16 protein-coding genes, 1 pseudogene and 1 riboswitch are annotated in these 16,086 nt (G+C 36.9%); of the genes and pseudogenes, 11 read left to right on the top strand and 6 right to left on the bottom strand.

Annotated features, from left to right (window positions below; genetic code table 11):
* The 5 genes from Q0371_RS16310 to Q0371_RS16290 form a co-directional block, all read right to left on the bottom strand.
* Positions 1 to 1,266, bottom strand: a complete 1,266-nt coding sequence (locus Q0371_RS16310) for a hydroxymethylglutaryl-CoA reductase, degradative (protein ID WP_251556511.1) — start codon at positions 1,264 to 1,266, stop codon at positions 1 to 3.
* A gap of 115 nt (positions 1,267 to 1,381) precedes the next feature.
* Positions 1,382 to 1,933 (bottom strand): helix-turn-helix domain-containing protein, encoded by a 552-nt coding sequence (locus Q0371_RS16305; protein WP_251556512.1) that lies wholly within the window; start codon positions 1,931 to 1,933, stop codon positions 1,382 to 1,384.
* Between the two features lie 628 nt (positions 1,934 to 2,561).
* Positions 2,562 to 3,119, bottom strand: a complete 558-nt coding sequence (locus Q0371_RS16300; protein WP_251556516.1) for a LysM peptidoglycan-binding and 3D domain-containing protein — start codon at positions 3,117 to 3,119, stop codon at positions 2,562 to 2,564.
* 180 nt (positions 3,120 to 3,299) lie between these two features.
* Positions 3,300 to 4,148 (bottom strand): diaminopimelate epimerase, encoded by an 849-nt coding sequence (gene dapF, locus Q0371_RS16295; RefSeq protein WP_298472961.1) that lies wholly within the window; start codon positions 4,146 to 4,148, stop codon positions 3,300 to 3,302.
* Positions 4,149 to 4,304: 156 nt separating this feature from the next.
* Positions 4,305 to 5,156 carry a neutral zinc metallopeptidase gene (locus Q0371_RS16290; RefSeq protein WP_298472958.1) on the bottom strand — a complete coding sequence of 284 codons (852 nt, stop codon included), beginning with the start codon at positions 5,154 to 5,156 and terminating at the stop codon, positions 4,305 to 4,307.
* A gap of 112 nt (positions 5,157 to 5,268) precedes the next feature.
* Here Q0371_RS16290 and Q0371_RS16285 point away from each other — a divergent pair, with 112 nt between their 5' ends.
* From Q0371_RS16285 to Q0371_RS16275, 3 genes are read left to right on the top strand one after another with little or no spacing between them, the layout of a single operon-like run.
* Complete coding sequence (locus tag Q0371_RS16285) at positions 5,269 to 6,303, top strand: S66 peptidase family protein (RefSeq protein ID WP_169360708.1); 1,035 nt, start codon at positions 5,269 to 5,271, stop codon at positions 6,301 to 6,303.
* A gap of 3 nt (positions 6,304 to 6,306) precedes the next feature.
* The gene (locus Q0371_RS16280) at positions 6,307 to 7,398 is read left to right on the top strand and encodes an FAD-binding oxidoreductase (RefSeq protein ID WP_169360709.1); all 1,092 of its coding nucleotides are present in this window, start codon (positions 6,307 to 6,309) and stop codon (positions 7,396 to 7,398) included.
* A 20-nt stretch (positions 7,399 to 7,418) separates the two neighbouring features.
* On the top strand, positions 7,419 to 8,327 hold the full coding sequence (locus Q0371_RS16275) for a methyl-accepting chemotaxis protein (protein WP_298472953.1): 909 nt from the start codon (positions 7,419 to 7,421) through the stop codon (positions 8,325 to 8,327).
* Here Q0371_RS16275 and Q0371_RS16270 read toward each other — a convergent pair.
* Positions 8,320 to 8,982: an HAD-IA family hydrolase gene (locus tag Q0371_RS16270; RefSeq protein ID WP_298472950.1), complete on the bottom strand. Its 663-nt coding sequence runs from the start codon at positions 8,980 to 8,982 to the stop codon at positions 8,320 to 8,322. The genes Q0371_RS16275 and Q0371_RS16270 overlap by 8 nt on opposite strands.
* Positions 8,983 to 9,056: 74 nt before the next feature.
* On the opposite strand from Q0371_RS16270, the gene Q0371_RS16265 reads away from it, so the two are divergent.
* The 8 genes and pseudogenes from Q0371_RS16265 to Q0371_RS16235 all read left to right on the top strand — a co-directional run bounded on the left by Q0371_RS16265 (position 9,057) and on the right by Q0371_RS16235 (position 15,337).
* Entirely contained in the window at positions 9,057 to 9,347 is a 291-nt protein-coding gene (locus Q0371_RS16265; RefSeq protein ID WP_251556523.1) for a hypothetical protein, read from the top strand.
* A gap of 175 nt (positions 9,348 to 9,522) precedes the next feature.
* A riboswitch (purine riboswitch) is annotated at positions 9,523 to 9,624 on the top strand.
* A 129-nt stretch (positions 9,625 to 9,753) separates the two neighbouring features.
* On the top strand, positions 9,754 to 10,344 hold the full coding sequence (locus Q0371_RS16260; RefSeq protein WP_298472945.1) for a xanthine phosphoribosyltransferase: 591 nt from the start codon (positions 9,754 to 9,756) through the stop codon (positions 10,342 to 10,344).
* Positions 10,337 to 11,620: a nucleobase:cation symporter-2 family protein gene (locus Q0371_RS16255; RefSeq protein WP_169360715.1), complete on the top strand. Its 1,284-nt coding sequence runs from the start codon at positions 10,337 to 10,339 to the stop codon at positions 11,618 to 11,620. Before Q0371_RS16260 ends, Q0371_RS16255 begins: the two co-directional genes overlap by 8 nt.
* 74 nt (positions 11,621 to 11,694) lie before the next feature.
* Positions 11,695 to 12,012, top strand: a complete 318-nt coding sequence (locus tag Q0371_RS16250) for a YbjQ family protein (protein WP_169360716.1) — start codon at positions 11,695 to 11,697, stop codon at positions 12,010 to 12,012.
* 151 nt (positions 12,013 to 12,163) lie between these two features.
* A complete protein-coding gene (locus tag Q0371_RS16245; RefSeq protein WP_169360717.1) occupies positions 12,164 to 13,453 on the top strand; it encodes an MFS transporter in 1,290 nt (429 codons plus the stop codon).
* Between the two features lie 433 nt (positions 13,454 to 13,886).
* Positions 13,887 to 14,369 (top strand): annotated as a pseudogene (locus tag Q0371_RS19235) (NUDIX domain-containing protein); the annotation flags it as partial.
* 48 nt (positions 14,370 to 14,417) lie between these two features.
* On the top strand, positions 14,418 to 14,864 hold the full coding sequence (locus Q0371_RS19230; protein ID WP_346764085.1) for a GNAT family N-acetyltransferase: 447 nt from the start codon (positions 14,418 to 14,420) through the stop codon (positions 14,862 to 14,864).
* Positions 14,865 to 14,875: 11 nt separating this feature from the next.
* Positions 14,876 to 15,337, top strand: a complete 462-nt coding sequence (locus Q0371_RS16235) for an SRPBCC domain-containing protein (protein ID WP_251557003.1) — start codon at positions 14,876 to 14,878, stop codon at positions 15,335 to 15,337.
* Positions 15,338 to 16,086: the final 749 nt, after the last annotated feature.

Genomic DNA, 16,086 nt, shown 5'->3' with positions numbered 1-16,086 from the left:
CTAGCCCTCCTGAACTTCTTTAGTTAATTGCAAGATTCTGTCGTAGCGTAAATCTTTTTCATGTATAGCTTTTTGAACAATTAAATCTATATTTTCCTTTTTCGCACCTGCCATTACAGCAAGGTTCTTTGCATGAAGGCGCATATGACCAGACTGAATGCCTTCTGCAGCTAAAGCTCTTAGACTAGCCGCATTTTCTGCTAAACCAACTGATGCAATGATTCCAGCTAACTCTACAGCTGATGTAATATTCATTATTTTGAGTGAAGCCTTTGCTACAGGATGTGTCTTAGTAGCACCTCCAATTATTCCAACAGCCATTGGAAGCTCGATAGAACCTACCAGATTTCCATCTTCATTTATCTCCCATGTGGTTAAAGAACGATATCTCCCAGTTCTTGAAGCATAAGCATGCGCTCCAGCCTCTACAGCTCTTGTATCATTTCCTGTTGCTAGTACTACGGATGTAATCCCATTCATCACTCCTTTGTTATGGGTAGCCGCCCTATATGGGTCAGCATCAGCAAACTCGTAAGCGCTTACAATATTCTTTACAACTTCAGGCCCCCCAAGTGCTTGAGCAGAGAATACACCTCTAGATCTAATTAATCGTTTGTCTGCAAGATTAGTTATGATTCTTAGTACAACCCTTCCACCTGTTATCTTTTCAATAAGGGGGGAAACTCCTTCAGCCATTGTATTAACAGCATTAGCTCCCATTGCATCCTTTGTATCTACCAGTAGGTGAACGACTAACATTGTTTCTCTGACAGTATTTATTAAGTGGACTTCTAAATCTTTAGCCCCGCCACCTAGTTTTACTAACGTAGGATCTTTTAAATTACAATTTGCTAGTATTTCATCCTTATTCTCAAATATTCTTGCCTTAGCTCCATGTGGATCAGATACCTCCAACACTTGAATTTGCCCTCTCATGATTGTTCCTGTGGAAGAAGTATAAAATCCACCTAAATCGTAAGCAGCTCGGGCAGCATTGCTAGCTGCTGCAATGACTGAGGGCTCCTCTGTGGCCATAGGTATAAATACATCATTTCCGTTTACCTTAAAATTAGCAGCAACCCCAATTGGTATACTAAATTGTCCAATGACATTTTCGACCATAGAATCTGCAAGTGACATTGGAAATATTGTTTCTCCTGTTAGGATATTTTTCTCTTCAGCAGTTAATTCTTTATCTTGAGTTACAATATTTACTCTGTCTTCAAGACTAAGCTGATAAAAACCTTTAATTCTAGAACTAGACATATAAACTCCCCTTTCAACAAATAAACTGTGATTCAACAAAGTTGAATAACATTATACTCAATGTATAATATTATATATTGTTTGTAAAGTTAATATGCTATTTATTTAGAATTTTTTAATTATTATCTATATAGATTGTTAAAACAGTGGTATGTTGTTTGCTATTGGATAAAAAAATGTGAGGTTTTTTACCAGAAAAGTATGCAGAATCTCCAATATTCATTTCATATTTTTTCCCGTCGTAAGAAAGAATAATGGATCCTGTCAGTATAAGAATAAACTCATCATTTTCATGTATATATGGATCTACAGTTTCAGCGCCAGGTAAAACACTAACTATAGTAGGAGTGATTAAACTCATATTCTTTTTATTTGCTAATAATTCATATTCGTATCCAATTTCGTTTTTCTCTTCAATTGCTTCACGATTATCCTTTCGAACAATGGAGAGTTCTCCATGTTCTTCTTGTTCTATAAACCAAGACGTTGGGCTATCAAGAGCCTTAGCAATTTTTGAAAGAGTTACTAGAGTAGGGGTAGTCAAGCCATTTTCAATCTTTGAAATATGACTTTTTGTAATTCCGGCAAGATCTGCTAATACTTGCTGAGTTAGTTTCCTTTTAGAACGAACGCTTTTAATTTTTTTTCCTATATCTTTACTATTCATTTATTGTGACTCCTTATCTATGTATTTATAAAAATCAAGTAGTATATACTCTCCTAGTATAACCATATTAAGTCGATAAAAGAGATGTTACAAACAATTTCTAGTGTAGAATAATAAATTTAGAATTAGTATATTTAGGGAATTCAGTAATAAATAAATTTTATTGTTCACAATGGCAGAAGCAACCGAAAAAAGAATGTTACACTTAAACCCACGCGGTATATTAGTTTAAGAAAAAGTTATAAAGTAATAGAAATTTTTAACTGGCGAGGTGATATAAAATGAAAGGCTATCTTTATGGGATATATGCTTTAATAATAGCGATAGTCTCAATATTTACAGGTGAAATAGTGACATTTATTATGCTAGGATTTATTTTAATAAGCCTCCAAAATATTCATTCTACCTTAAAGAAAATACTAGAAGTTAATCAGAAGAAAATTGGATAAAGGGTGCGTTAGTCAAAAATAATATTAAAGTAAAATGAGCCAGGAGAAAATATCCTAGCTCATTTTTTATGTGTATTTAAATCAACCTTTACCTTTAACATAGCCATAAAAAAAGACTACAAACACGTTCAAATCTCTTTGAGTGTCTGTAGTCAACGCTATTCAATGCTTTTTAAATCCTATTCCAATATTTTAACCGTTACATTTTTGCGTCCCCATTTGTAAGCCTCGTTCTTAGTAGGGAAGAATACATCAATTTTGTTGCCTTTAATTGCTCCTCCCGTATCGCCTGCGATTGCATAACCGTAGCCTTCTACGTGTACTTTTGTCCCAATTGGAATAATACTTGGGTCAACAGCTATTACTTTTACATCTGGATTTTTCTTTAGATTTATACCAGAGCTAGTGATACCAGAGCAGCCATTACAGTTTGCGGTAAATGCACTTGCTGAAACGGTAATTTCTTTTGTTACTTTGTCATTAGATCTAGATGGTGTTTTAGATTTTTCTTTTTTTGCTGGAGCAGCAACAGCTAGTTTTTGATTAGTCTTAATCTTATCTGTAGTTAATTTATTCCATGTTTTTAAGTTGTTAACGGAAACTTTGTACGTTTTAGAAATCGTATATAAAGTTTCTCCTTTTTTTACTGAGTGAGTCGTGGTTGCGGCAAAAGCAACATTTACTCCGCTGACCAATAGTACAATTGTTATGATAAGTGTTCCTAAGATTTTCTTCAAATACACTATCCCCCTGCTATTTAGTCTAAACATATAGTAGCAGTTAAATGTTACAGGTTGATTACAATGAATTTCCATTATCGTTACAATTGACAGTATTTTCTGTTAAATTTCTTGGTTAGATGAAACTTATTAGGTTATAAGTCTATTTTTTACTAATTTATATATAGTATGTTGTGGCTATAAGAGTTCTATAAGACCTGTAAAGACGGTAGTCGCAGGACCTGTCATATAAACTGTGTCCTCTGTATAGCGAATGATGAGCTCTCCACCAAGGAGCTTTACAATCACATCGGTATTCTTCTCGCAGTAACCATTTAATACGGAGGCAACCACTGCAGCACAAGCTCCGGTTCCACAAGCCAATGTTTCACCGCTTCCTCGTTCCCAAACACGCATTTTAAGTGAATTCCTATTTTCAATTTCAATGAATTCCGTATTTACACCGGCTGGAAACATAGGATGATGTTCGAATTTAGGCCCAATAGTGGGAAGATCTAATGAAAGGACGTCATTAGTAAATATTACTCCATGTGGATTACCCATAGATACTGGGGTAATAGCATAGGTCTCATTATCGATAGTAAGAGGGAACACAAACCCTTCAGATTGGTTACCGCGGAGATCCACAGGGATTTCAGCAGGGTCCAATATTGCTTGCCCCATATCCACAGTGGCAGAATGCATTACACCATTTTCTATATGCAATTCAATTATTTTAACACCGCTTAGTGTTTCTATTTTTAGAATCTCTTTTGGGACAATGTCATTGTCATATATATATTTAGCTACACAGCGAATGGCATTACCGCACATTTTTCCTTCACTGCCATCTATATTAAACATTCGCATTTTAGCATCAGCCACTTCAGAAGGACAGATTAAAACAATACCGTCTCCACCAATACCGAAATGACGGTCGGATACTTTCTTGCTTAACAATTCAGGATTTTCTATCACATTCTCAAAGCAATTGATATAAATATAATCGTTTCCACAGCCATGCATTTTCGTAAAAGGTATCATCATTTTTATAACCTTCTTCCATTTGGCAATTTGTTTTATTATAGAATTAGGGAGAAAGGTGGTCAATAAATATTCTAAATAGTGTTAACATATTTTTTATAATGCTTTTCTTTACAAATAAAAACCCAATGCATCATAGCTATTGGGCTTAGATAGTTTTTATGGGTTTTTAATATTAAATGTGTCTCCGCCTTTAATAGTTCCGTTTTCAAAGCCTTTATAAAACCATTGCTTCCGTTGTTCCGACGTACCGTGAGTAAAGCTTTCCGGTACCACATAGCCTCGGGCTTTCTTTTGAATAGTGTCGTCTCCAACAGCACTTGCAGCTGTTAGTGCTTCCTCTAAGTCACCTTCTTCCAATAAGTCCATTCCTTGCGCGTACTTTGCCCAAACTCCAGAATAATAATCAGCTTGTAGCTCAAAGCGAACAGAATATTGATTGTATTCCTCTTCGCTTAACTGTTGTCTTAGGGAAGCTAACTCGTTGCTTTTTCCTAATAGGGTTTGTACATGATGACCAACCTCATGAGCTATGACGTATGCCATTGCAAAATCCCCTGGAGCCTCGAACTGTGTTTGGAGCTCCTTATAAAAACTCAAGTCTATGTAAAGCTTTTGATCTCCTGGACAGTAAAACGGTCCTACAGAAGCACCAGCTGTACCACATGCAGAATTTACACTATTTGTGTATAAAACAAGTGTTGGTTCCTCATATGTAAGTCCATTTTCTTGAAAAATGTTCGTCCACACCTTTTCTGTGTCTGCTAAAACGACTGAAACAAATTCGACGAGTTCTTGTTCCTCTGCCGTTTCCTCATAAGGGACAGAGCTAGTAGTTGCTTCATTTCCATTTAAACTTCCTAAGAGCTCCTCGGGATTTCCTCCGAGCAGCGTAACTAGAAGTATAATGATTAAACCAAAGCCGCCACCAATGCCAGCTATTGCTTTACCGCCACTCATACCGCGACGATCTTCTACATTCGAACTACGTGCACGACCTTTATATTTCATGCTCCACACCACCTATTTCATGTCTTCTATCTTCTTATACCCATTTAGCAAAAAGAATAGGCATCCAAATGATGGGGTTTGAATTATAATAAAGGAAGGGGGGGATAGGATCATGTTAACAAAACCTAAAATGCTTCAACGTGGAGATAAAGTCGCAACAATTAGTTTGTCGTGGGGCGGAGCAGGTGAGCCTGAATTAAGGTGGAGATATGAGCAAGGGGTGGAAAGATTAAAAAATGTATTTGGTTTAGAGGTAGTAGCTATGCCAAATAGCTTAAAGGGAGCAGCTTATTTATATGAAAACCCTCAGGCTCGAGCTGAGGATTTGATGAATGCCTTTAAGGATCCTTCTATTAAGGGGATAGTATCCAATATCGGAGGTAGTGAGAGCATACGATTACTCCCTTACATAGACTTTGATGTAATCCGCGAGAATCCTAAAGTTTTTATAGGGTTTTCAGATGCTACTATTACGCATTTATTTTGCCATAAGGCTGGTATTTCTTCCTTTTATGGCCCAGCTATTCTAACTGACTTTGCAGAGAATGTGCAGATGCATGAGTATACCGTGGAGTCGATTAAAAAAACACTTTTCTCTAATGAAGTGATTGGTGAAATTAAACCGTCACCAGTCTGGACTAGTCAAAGATTAGAATGGGTTATTGAAAATAAGCACATCAGCCGAGAAATGAATGAAGATAATAAAGGATATGAATTGCTACAGGGAAAAGGCATTGCACAAGGAAGACTAATTGGTGGATGTATTGAAGTGTTGGAGTTTGCGAAAGGTACCTCACTTTGGCCAGATAAAGCATATTTTAAGGATTCCATATTGTTTTTCGAAACGTCAGAGGATCTTCCTATTCCAGCTAACATTGAATATTGGCTAAGAAATTACGGAACCCAAGGAATACTACAAGAGGTAAACGGTATTATTTTTGCAAAGCCTCAGCACGAAAAGTATTATGAAGAATACAAAGAATCCATTGCTACCATTTTACATGAGCTTGGATTAAATGAATTGCCAGTTTTATATAATTTAAACTTTGGTCATACAGAGCCTAAGTTTGTCATTCCATATGGGGCAATGGCAGAGATTAATTGTGAGGAAGTTAAGTTTTCGATTATAGATAGTGGAGTTGAGTGATAGATGTCTTCTTATGTAGTAGTAGGCGGTGGAATCTTAGGTGCTTCTACCGCTTTTCATCTCGCAAAGTTTGGTGTGAAAGTAACTTTGGTGGATCGCCAGGACAAGGGGCAAGCTTCCGCTGCAGCAGCGGGTATAATATGTCCCTGGATTTCCCAAAGGAGAAATAAGAAATGGTATGAGCTTGTAAAAAATGGTGCCAAATACTATAAGCAACTAGTAGCAGAGCTAGAGGAATTAGGGGAAAATGCTACCGGGTATAAGCAGGTAGGTGCGATTGCTTTACAGAATGATGAAAAGAAGCTGCGAAAGATGTTAGAGAGAGCGTTGGAAAAAAGAATGGATGCTCCAGAAATAGGAGAGCTAAAAATCCTTTCTCCCGAAGAAACGAAAGAAAAGTTTCCTATTATTTCAGGTGAATGGCATGCTCTTTTCGTAGAAGGGGGAGCAAGGGTAGATGGCAAGGCTATGAGGGATGCTCTGATCAATGGAGCTAAAAAGCTAGGCGCAGAGATAGTGTATGGAGAAGCTGTCTGGAAGAACAATGAATTATGGATCGATGGAGTACGGACAGATGCAGAGGCTGTTATATTAACGGCTGGTGCTTGGGGGAATGAGATTCCATCTACGTTAGGCTTAGATCTAAACGTGACCTTTCAGAAGGCTCAAATAATGCATTTTCAATTGGAGAATGATATGTCTACGGGGGAATGGCCAGTAGTCCTACCTCCAACTAATCAATATATGCTATCTTTTGAAAATGGGAAAGTGGTTGCCGGATCTACCTATGAAGAAAATACTGGGTATGATTCTCAAGTGACTGAGGAAGGGAAAAAAGAACTGCTTGATAATGCAATAAGTATTGCAAAAAGCCTAAAAGATGAGAAAATAAAGGAAGTAAGAGTAGGCTTTCGTCCGTATACTCCAGATTTTCTACCTGTGTTTGGTAAGCTGGAGGGACAGAACGGTTTTTATTTTGCGAACGGTCTTGGGGCATCTGGTTTAACGGCTGGGCCATTTGTTGGTTCAGAGCTAGCCAAGCTAGTGTTAGGAAGAGAAACGATACTAGATTTAGAAAAATATACACCCAATTAAAAGGGCGTGGGGGAAGAAAAATGAGTTACATACAAACAGAAGAAGTTAATGATATGACCGTGGTAGAGGCGCTAGAAAAAAACTTGGCGATTATTCGTTTTGATATGAACCGTCGTGTGGCGTATGTTAATGAAAATTTTGCAAAAGAACTTAACTATACTGTAAGTGAAGTAAAAGGCATGCATCACAGAGAATTCTGTTTTCCAGATTTTGTGAACAGCCCGGCATACGAAAAGCTTTGGAAGGATCTGTTTGCGGGTAAGTCATTTTTCGATAAGGTAGAAAGAAAAGATAAACATGGCAATAGTGTGTTTTTAGAAGCTTCTTATATGCCTATTTTTGGGGGGAACGGCAAGGTGCTTGGGGTTACCAAAGTCGCTACTAACGTAACGGGACGTCATCAAATTTTAGTAGGTGTAACAGAAGAGCTTAAGCAAATGTCTGAAAACCTGAGTGACCGAGCGGAAGTAGGTATTAAGAGGAGTGAAGATCTTCTTGAAAGAATTGATGAAATTGCCGCGGGATCAAAGGATAATACTAAATCATTAGATAGTTTGCAGAAGCAAGCAGATTCTATTAAAGGAATCGTCCAAACGATTAGAGAAATTGCAGCACAAACGAACTTACTAGCATTAAATGCTGCTATTGAGGCAGCACGAGCGGGAGAGCACGGCCGTGGATTCAACGTTGTCGCTCAAGAAGTGCGTAAACTGGCTGGTAGAGTCGAGGCTTCAATTGTAGAAGTAAGAGAGAATATTGAAGGAATAGCTAAACAAGTTGATAAGGTAACTGCGAGCAATAGTCACTCGCAGACGGTTATCGAAAAAAGCCAAGAAGAGGTGCGGACTGCGCTAGAAGAATTTAAGGATATTTCAACTGCTTCAGAAAAACTGGAGCATCAGACTAAAGAATTTAGCAAGCTTATCTAATTTTGTTTAGAAGAAACGGAATTTCATCCAAATTGTCTATCGTGTAGTCGGCATTAGCGTCAGGCCAATATATGTCTCTTTTCCATATCGTATGAAGTCCAACATTTTTGGCGGCAATTATGTCATTTATAGGATGATCGCCTATATAGACAGCTTCTTCAGCGTTAACATTAAGCTGTCTAAGAGCCTTTTCAAAGATCCGAGGGTCTGGTTTTTTCATGTCCTCCCACTCTGAGATTAATATAGTTTTAAAATAGGGTCTGATTCCTAAAGAAACAATGTTGTCCATTTGAAACTGTCCTTTTCCGTTGCTGATCATTCCAAGCGACAGGGACAGTTTTTTTAATTGATCCAGCATGGATAATAGATTTGAAAATGGTACACAATACGAATGGAAGTTGGTTATGTAATGATTCAATAATTCCATTTCTGTTATATCCTTTATGTTAAATTCTTGTATTAGGGTCTTATAAACAAAATCCTTCCACTTATAGCCTCGATCATCTAACTCTATAAAACGACTACAGAATTTTTCCTTTGGAACATGACCTAAATGAGTGTGGAGCACATTACATTGCCAGCTAATAAATTTCTTTAAAGATTCCTCTCTGTTTAACAAAGTCCCATCTAAATCAAAAAGCACTGCTCTTATCAACCGACATCACTCCTTATGGTTTAATGATTATATAAAAACATGTTACACTATTAAGTGTTATAGGAGGTGCCGTTTTGAGTGAATATACTATCATTTATATCGAAGTTAAGAGAGAAATCGATTTCTATTTTCAGATGCAGCATATAGAGTCTAGCTTTACTCTGCAGATGGACGGAATGGCAATTGTCTCGGCTCAGCATCAATTTAAATTTCAACATGTTCATGATATATCCTATAAGCCCTTTTCGTATGGAGCAGGAATACTATATCTGCATACCAATCAAGGTGTCTTTTCCTACAACATTAAAGAAAATCCTGCTTATTTTATAGAGGCCTTCAAAACATTAAAATCATCTTATAAATAATCCCCACCCCAAAACACATGAGCCTATCATGTGTTTTTTTATAGCTAAGATATAGACAGTTTTTGTATTGCAGATTTATTACAGGTGCCTGGCACCTGTAATATGAACAGAATTTTAAGAATGATTGAACTTTTTAACTCATTATTGTAAAAGAATTTTACCGTGCTATAATGAGAACAATCAAATTTCGTATACTCGTATAATAGCAGGGATATGGCCTGCAAGTTTCTACCGACTTACCGTAAAGAAGTCGACTATGAGTGGCATGGTTAAATGATTGGGACACTTTGTGTACCATTTATTTTATTATTCGATTTATAACTCGAATGCCATTGCTCCACTCTTAGGGTGGGGCTTTGTCATTCGAGTTTTTTTGTATCCAAATATGAGGAAAGAAGGAATCCAAGTGAAGTTATTAAAGGATAAAATTGTAGAAGTAGGCAAGGTTTTATCAAAGGACGTTTTAAAGGTGGATGCTTTTTTAAATCATCAAATTGATCCTGTTGTGATTAAGGCTATTGGTGAAGAAATAGCCAATCGTTATAAGGAAGCGGGAATAACAAAAATCTTGACGATTGAGTCTTCTGGGATTGCACCTTCTATGTTTGCGGGCCTTGAACTTGGGGTTCCTGTTGTATTTGCGAGGAAAAGCAAATCTGTAACTCTGTCTGAAAACTTATTGACGTCACAGGTACATTCCTTTACAAAAAATATTACTAGCGATATTTCTGTCTCAAAAGATTTCCTGCAAGAAGGAGAAACTGTATTAATCATCGATGACTTCCTAGCAAATGGACAAGCTGTCCTTGGATTACTTGAAATTATCGAGCAAGCAGGAGCTACTACTACTGGTGTAGGTATTGTTATTGAAAAAGGTTTCCAGCCTGGTGGGAAATTGATTCGCGAAAAAGGTATTCGCGTAGAATCACTAGCCATTATTCAATCCTTGGAAGATGGCAAAGTAGAATTTTTAGAAGGTGCACCTACATATGAATAATATATTTAAAAACACCACACTTGGCTTACAGCACGTATTAGCAATGTATGCAGGAGCAGTTATTGTACCTCTTATAGTAGGAGGGGCTCTTGGGCTCAGCTCAGAGGAGTTAACCTATTTAGTTGCAATCGATATTTTAATGTCCGGAGTTGCAACTATTTTACAGGTAATGAGCAATAGATTTTTTGGGATTGGTTTACCAGTAGTTTTAGGATGTACATTTACAGCAGTGGGACCAATGATTGCAATCGGTGGGGATTATGGAATATCTGCTATTTACGGAGCAATTATTGTTTCTGGTATTATTGTTATTTTGATCAGTGGTTTTTTTGGTAAGTTAGTTCGATTTTTCCCACCAGTAGTAACCGGCTCAGTTGTTACTATTATTGGAATTACTCTAATTCCTGTTGCTATTAATAACATGGGTGGAGGACAAGGTGCAGAAGATTTCGGTTCTATTCAAAACGTATTATTGTCATTTGGTACGCTAATTTTTATCGTTTTACTATACAGATTTTCCACAGGATTCGTTAAAGCTATTTCTATATTAATAGGTATTATTGGTGGAACGGTTGCTGCTTATTTTATGGGTATTTTAGATTTTACCGCTGTGAAAGAAGCAGACGTTTTTCATATGATTCAGCCTTTGTATTTTGGAATGCCTACATTTGAATGGTCTCCTATTCTTACGATGACTCTAGTAGCTATCGTTTCGTTAGTAGAATCAACAGGGGTATATTTTGCACTTGGGGATATGCTTGGGAAAAAAATAGAGAAGAAAGATTTAACAAAAGGTTACCGAGCTGAAGGGATTGCAGTGGTATTAGGTGGATTCTTTAACTCATTCCCATATACTACATTTTCACAAAATGTAGGACTCATGCAGATTTCTGGGGTTAAAACACGCAAGGTTATTTATATTGCGGGAGGTATGCTAATATTTCTAGGGTTTATCCCAAAGATATCTTCACTTACTACAATCATTCCAGAGGCTGTCCTAGGCGGGGCGATGATTGCAATGTTTGGGATGATAATCTCACAAGGAATTAAAATGCTAAGCACCATTATTTCCGATTCGAATTCACCTGATAACGCTATGATCATCGCGTGCTCCATTGGTATAGGTCTAGGTGTGACGGTTGTTCCTGACTTATTCATATCCTTACCAGAGAGTGTCCGAATCTTAACAAGTAATGGTATTGTAGCGGGAAGCTTCACGGCAATCGTATTGAATATATTGTTCAATATGCTACCTACTAGAAAGAAAAAACAGTAGATTCAGAATAATAAATGCTTATAAACTGATAGTGTTGTATGATAAAGGTAACTACAATTATTGGAGGAATGTTTATGTTAGTAACTACAACGCCTACCATTGAGGGAAAGACAATTGAAACATATCACGGCATCGTGTCTGGAGAAGCTATTATGGGAGCAAATGTTGTACGAGATCTTTTTGCCTCAGTAACAGATATAGTAGGAGGAAGAAGCTCTGCTTATGAAAATAAGCTATCTCAAGGCCGAGAAATAGCTATAGAGGATATGAAGACTCTTGCTAGTAAGCTTGGAGCTAATGCTGTAATTGGTGTAGATTTAGACTTTGAAACAATCCGTGAGGGCATGATGATGTGTGTAGCTACAGGTACTGCAGTTACATATAGGGACTGATTAGTTAAAGTCAAAAGTCGTAAACCCAGCCTAGGGTTTACGACTTTTTTTGAGAGTTCTTTTTTTATACTATAGTACTATTTAAATAACTATTACGTAAGTCGAAATAATATATGGATTTGCAAGAATAATACTAGGTGAGGTCAACATCATGAGAATTAGAGATTGGAATCGTAGTTTACAGGTTCGTTTGTTTGGTGAATTTTTTAGTAATTTAAGCTTTTGGATGGTCTTTCCGTTTTTAGCTATCTATTTTGCAGATGAATTCGGGGCTAGTATGGCAGGGGTATTGCTGGTCTTATCCCAAGTGTTTTCTGTTGGAGCTAATTTAATCGGGGGTTATTGTGCGGATCGATTCGGTAGAAGGACGATGTTATTTTTCTCTGCAACCGCAGAAGGTTTTGCTTTTATTTTATTTGCCTTTGCTAATTCTCCTTGGTATGATTCACCAATGCTTAGCTTTGTCGCATTTACGATAGCGGGTATGTGCGGATCATTTTATCACCCTGCGAGTCAGGCAATTGTTGCTGATGTTGTGCCAGAAAAGGATAGAAGTACGGTATTTTCTGTATTTTATACATCTATTAATATTTCGGTTGTCATTGGACCTATAGTGGGAGCTGTTTTATTCTTTAACCATCGTTTCTTATTGCTTCTAATATCAGGCGTTATCTTCTGTCTAGTAGGATTAGCACTACGTTTCCTAACAGAGGAAACATTACCAGATGAGGTAAAGCAGCAATTAAAAGAAAGTGGTGGAAACGGTTGGGTTCAAGTAGTTATTAATCAAATAAAAGCATATGGACTAATTGTTAAGGACAAAGTATTTTTCCTATTTATCATTGCGGGAATCTTGCTAGCCCAGACATATATGCAGTTGGATATGCTAATTCCTGTCTATATGAAGGAAGCAATTGATGTTCAAGTTCTTGGCAACCTATTTGGTCGTGAATGGGCGGTAACTGGAGCAGGCTCCTTCGGTATACTTTTATCTGAAAACGGCTTATTAGTAGTTATTTTCACCGTGTTTGTCACTCGTTGGATGACGAAGTATCCGGAGCACAAAGTATTCTTCTTGTCGTCGCTCTTATATGCGATTGCCATGCTCATCTTCCCTATGACGGCTAACTTCTGGGTATTCGTGTTTGCTATGGCTGTATTTACTTTAGGAGAACTAGCAACAGTAGGATTGCAGGAAAGCTTTGTATCTAAGCTAGCACCAGAGGATATGCGTGGACAGTACTTTGCGGCCGCTAGCTTAAGATATACTATAGGGAGAACGATAGCACCGCTTGTTCTGCCGCTTGTCACATGGGTTGGCTTCACGTGGACGTTTGTTCTACTTGCTGTTTTGGCATTACTCAGCGGATTTATCTATCTACTAACGTTTAAGGAATACTACAAAAGACAAAATAGTCTAGCGAAAAGTAGCGAATTATAAAAACAGCCCCGACGTATTAGAGATACATCGGGGTAACTTTATATTCTCCAATAAATTGGACAAGGGCTGATCTCCATTGGAGACCAGCCCTTGATTTGTATGAGGTAAAACATAATCTTTGAATTTTTAAATTTCATCCCGAATGTTCGGTGAATAATTTCCATGAAAGGTTTAAGCTTTCAATGCCGCGGTAAATTGTTCCACTGGTTGTCTTCTAACCTAAGCAACGTAAACCCTACCTTCTTTTACGTCCTTGCGACCCTATAATCGCTCCAGTGTGAATAAGTATGTTCAAAAACACGTTTGTAGAATGCCAAATTTCTTTTTTATGTTCTACCTAAATTGTTAACAACCTATAATATATCATATTTTTTATTGAAGGTCAATAGATTTATGATAAACTATTCTAAACAATGACAAGGCTGGTGGGAAAATGGAAGTATGGGATACGTTTAATCATTACAGAGAGAAAACAGGAAAAACTCATATCCGTGGAGAAGAAATGGAAGAGGGGGTCTTTCATGAAGTTGTCCATGTTTGGATCATGAATGATGAAGGACAGCTTTTAATACAAAAACGTCAGGCTTGGAAAACAGGCTGGCCAAATATGTGGGATTGTGCCGCTGCAGGATCTGTATTAACTGGAGAGACCTCAGAAATGGCTGCGGTCCGTGAAACAAAGGAAGAGCTGGGAATTGATATAAATATGGAGCAAGCAGAGGTTTTATTCACAGTTAAATTCTTACGAGGCTTCGATGATAATTATTTAATAAAACAAAATGTAGAGAAAGAGGATTTAAAGCTTCAATATGAAGAAGTGGCAGATGCTAAATGGGCAACGATTCAGGAAATAAAAGAAATGGTGAAGCTTGGAGAGTTTATTGCTTATCATATATTAGACAATGTATTTGACATAATAGCATCAAAAATTAGCTTAAGAAAAGCAACAATAGAAGATGCGCAAGTGCTATATGAAATTCAAAAACAAGTATTCCTGCCACTTTATAAAAAATATGAGGATCATCAAACTACTCCTGTATTACAAACCTTTGAACGATTTCAAGAACGCTTGCATCAAGGTATCTTTTATAAAATTATAGTAGAGGATGAATTAGCAGGTAGTGTACATGTGTACAAAAAATCATCGCAAACAATGCGTTTGCATATGATCAATATATTAGAAAGCTTTCAAGGAAAGGGTTTGGCTCAACAGGTAATGACACGGCTAGAAATGATCTATCCTGAAGTGACTAGTTGGGAGCTCGATACCATTCTCCAAGAAGAAAAAAACTGCTATTTATATGAAAAAATGGGCTATGTACGTACAGGAGAACAGAAAAAGATTAACGATAACATGACTATAATTTCTTATGAAAAACATTCAGGACTTAGCCAATTACAACCTTTATAGGAGGAATACCGATGCCAGAAATCGATCATCAAGTATACATTAAGGAAAGTATTGTTAGAGTATTTGATACACTAACAACGGCAGAAGGATGGAACGCTTGGTTTACTGATCAAACATCAATACATCAAGAGTCAGATGGAACTGGTGAGATACGTTTGAAATGGACTGGCTTAGGTAAGGACAAAAAGGATTTAGTGGATGGCGGTAAGATATTGGAGACCATTCCGAATAAATCCTTCATTTTTCAATGGACTCCAGGAGAAAGTGTTACAACAATTGAATTTAAATTAGAACCTTATCGAGATGGGACACTTGTTGTATTTAAGGAAACAGGCTATTCCAATTCAGATAAGGATATAAAGGCCTGCTTGAACTGTGCAGTTGGCTGGGGAGAGACTTTAACACTTCTAAAGGTGTACTTGGAGGAGGGGCTAGTATACAAAGAGGAAAGTAAAGAAATTCAGCAATGCTAATAATGATTTAAAACGTGATGGAACAAGTGATGTAATTTTAGTGGATGGTTTGAGTGATTGTAGTAATTTATTGATTGATTGTCGTAAAGTAAGGCTGGATTGTAGTAAATTATGGGGTCATTGTCGTAAATTTTTCTACAACGAGAGAGTTGCTGAGAGATTGTAGTAATCTACGGGTTGATTGTCGTAAAGTAAAGCTGGATTGTAGTAAATTATGGGGTCATTGTAGTAAATTTTTCTAGAACGAAAGAGTTGCTGAGTGATTGTAGTAATTTATTGGTTGATTGTCGTAAAGTAAGGATGGATTGTCGCAAATTATGGGGTCATTGTCGTAAATTTTTCTAGAACGAGGAAAATCCGTAGCAGAAACACTGGCAATTAAATAAAATGACCATAAGGTTAGAGGTTGATTTATAAACACATAAAAAATGAGCTGGAAAATGTATATCTAAGCTCATTTTTTATATGTGTTATTTTTTTACTAAAGCACAGGTTAAATTAGGAATTAACGATTAGGGTAATCATACTATTTTGGATTTGTTATTCTATTTTCTATTAAATATTTGGCTTCAGATTCAATTATTTCCATGTAGTTAGCTTTATGAAAGGGTTTATTAATCTAGCAACCCTTCTTTATATTATTGTTTTGAACATCCACAATTATAGTTAAATATGCTTCGCCATTATATTTTACGCTTTGTTAAAGTTATTGGTTGATTTTGACTAACAATTCTTTTTTTATAGTGACT

It is taken from the genome of uncultured Psychrobacillus sp. (assembly GCF_938022135.1).
Classification (GTDB): domain Bacteria; phylum Bacillota; class Bacilli; order Bacillales_A; family Planococcaceae; genus Psychrobacillus.
Note: the sequence above shows the minus strand (reverse complement) of the source record. Positions and strands in the feature narration are given on the sequence as shown.

Coding starts and splice junctions, on each gene's coding strand:
- Q0371_RS16250 (WP_169360716.1), top strand. CDS start 11,695: ATGTTAGTAACTACAACGCCTACCATTGAGGGAAAGACAATTGAAACA.
- Q0371_RS16310 (WP_251556511.1), bottom strand. CDS start 1,266: ATGTCTAGTTCTAGAATTAAAGGTTTTTATCAGCTTAGTCTTGAAGAC.
- Q0371_RS16275 (WP_298472953.1), top strand. CDS start 7,419: ATGAGTTACATACAAACAGAAGAAGTTAATGATATGACCGTGGTAGAG.
- Q0371_RS16280 (WP_169360709.1), top strand. CDS start 6,307: ATGTCTTCTTATGTAGTAGTAGGCGGTGGAATCTTAGGTGCTTCTACC.
- Q0371_RS16245 (WP_169360717.1), top strand. CDS start 12,164: ATGAGAATTAGAGATTGGAATCGTAGTTTACAGGTTCGTTTGTTTGGT.
- Q0371_RS16290 (WP_298472958.1), bottom strand. CDS start 5,156: ATGAAATATAAAGGTCGTGCACGTAGTTCGAATGTAGAAGATCGTCGC.
- Q0371_RS16255 (WP_169360715.1), top strand. CDS start 10,337: ATGAATAATATATTTAAAAACACCACACTTGGCTTACAGCACGTATTA.
- dapF (WP_298472961.1), bottom strand. CDS start 4,148: ATGATGATACCTTTTACGAAAATGCATGGCTGTGGAAACGATTATATT.
- Q0371_RS16285 (WP_169360708.1), top strand. CDS start 5,269: ATGTTAACAAAACCTAAAATGCTTCAACGTGGAGATAAAGTCGCAACA.
- Q0371_RS16305 (WP_251556512.1), bottom strand. CDS start 1,933: ATGAATAGTAAAGATATAGGAAAAAAAATTAAAAGCGTTCGTTCTAAA.
- Q0371_RS16235 (WP_251557003.1), top strand. CDS start 14,876: ATGCCAGAAATCGATCATCAAGTATACATTAAGGAAAGTATTGTTAGA.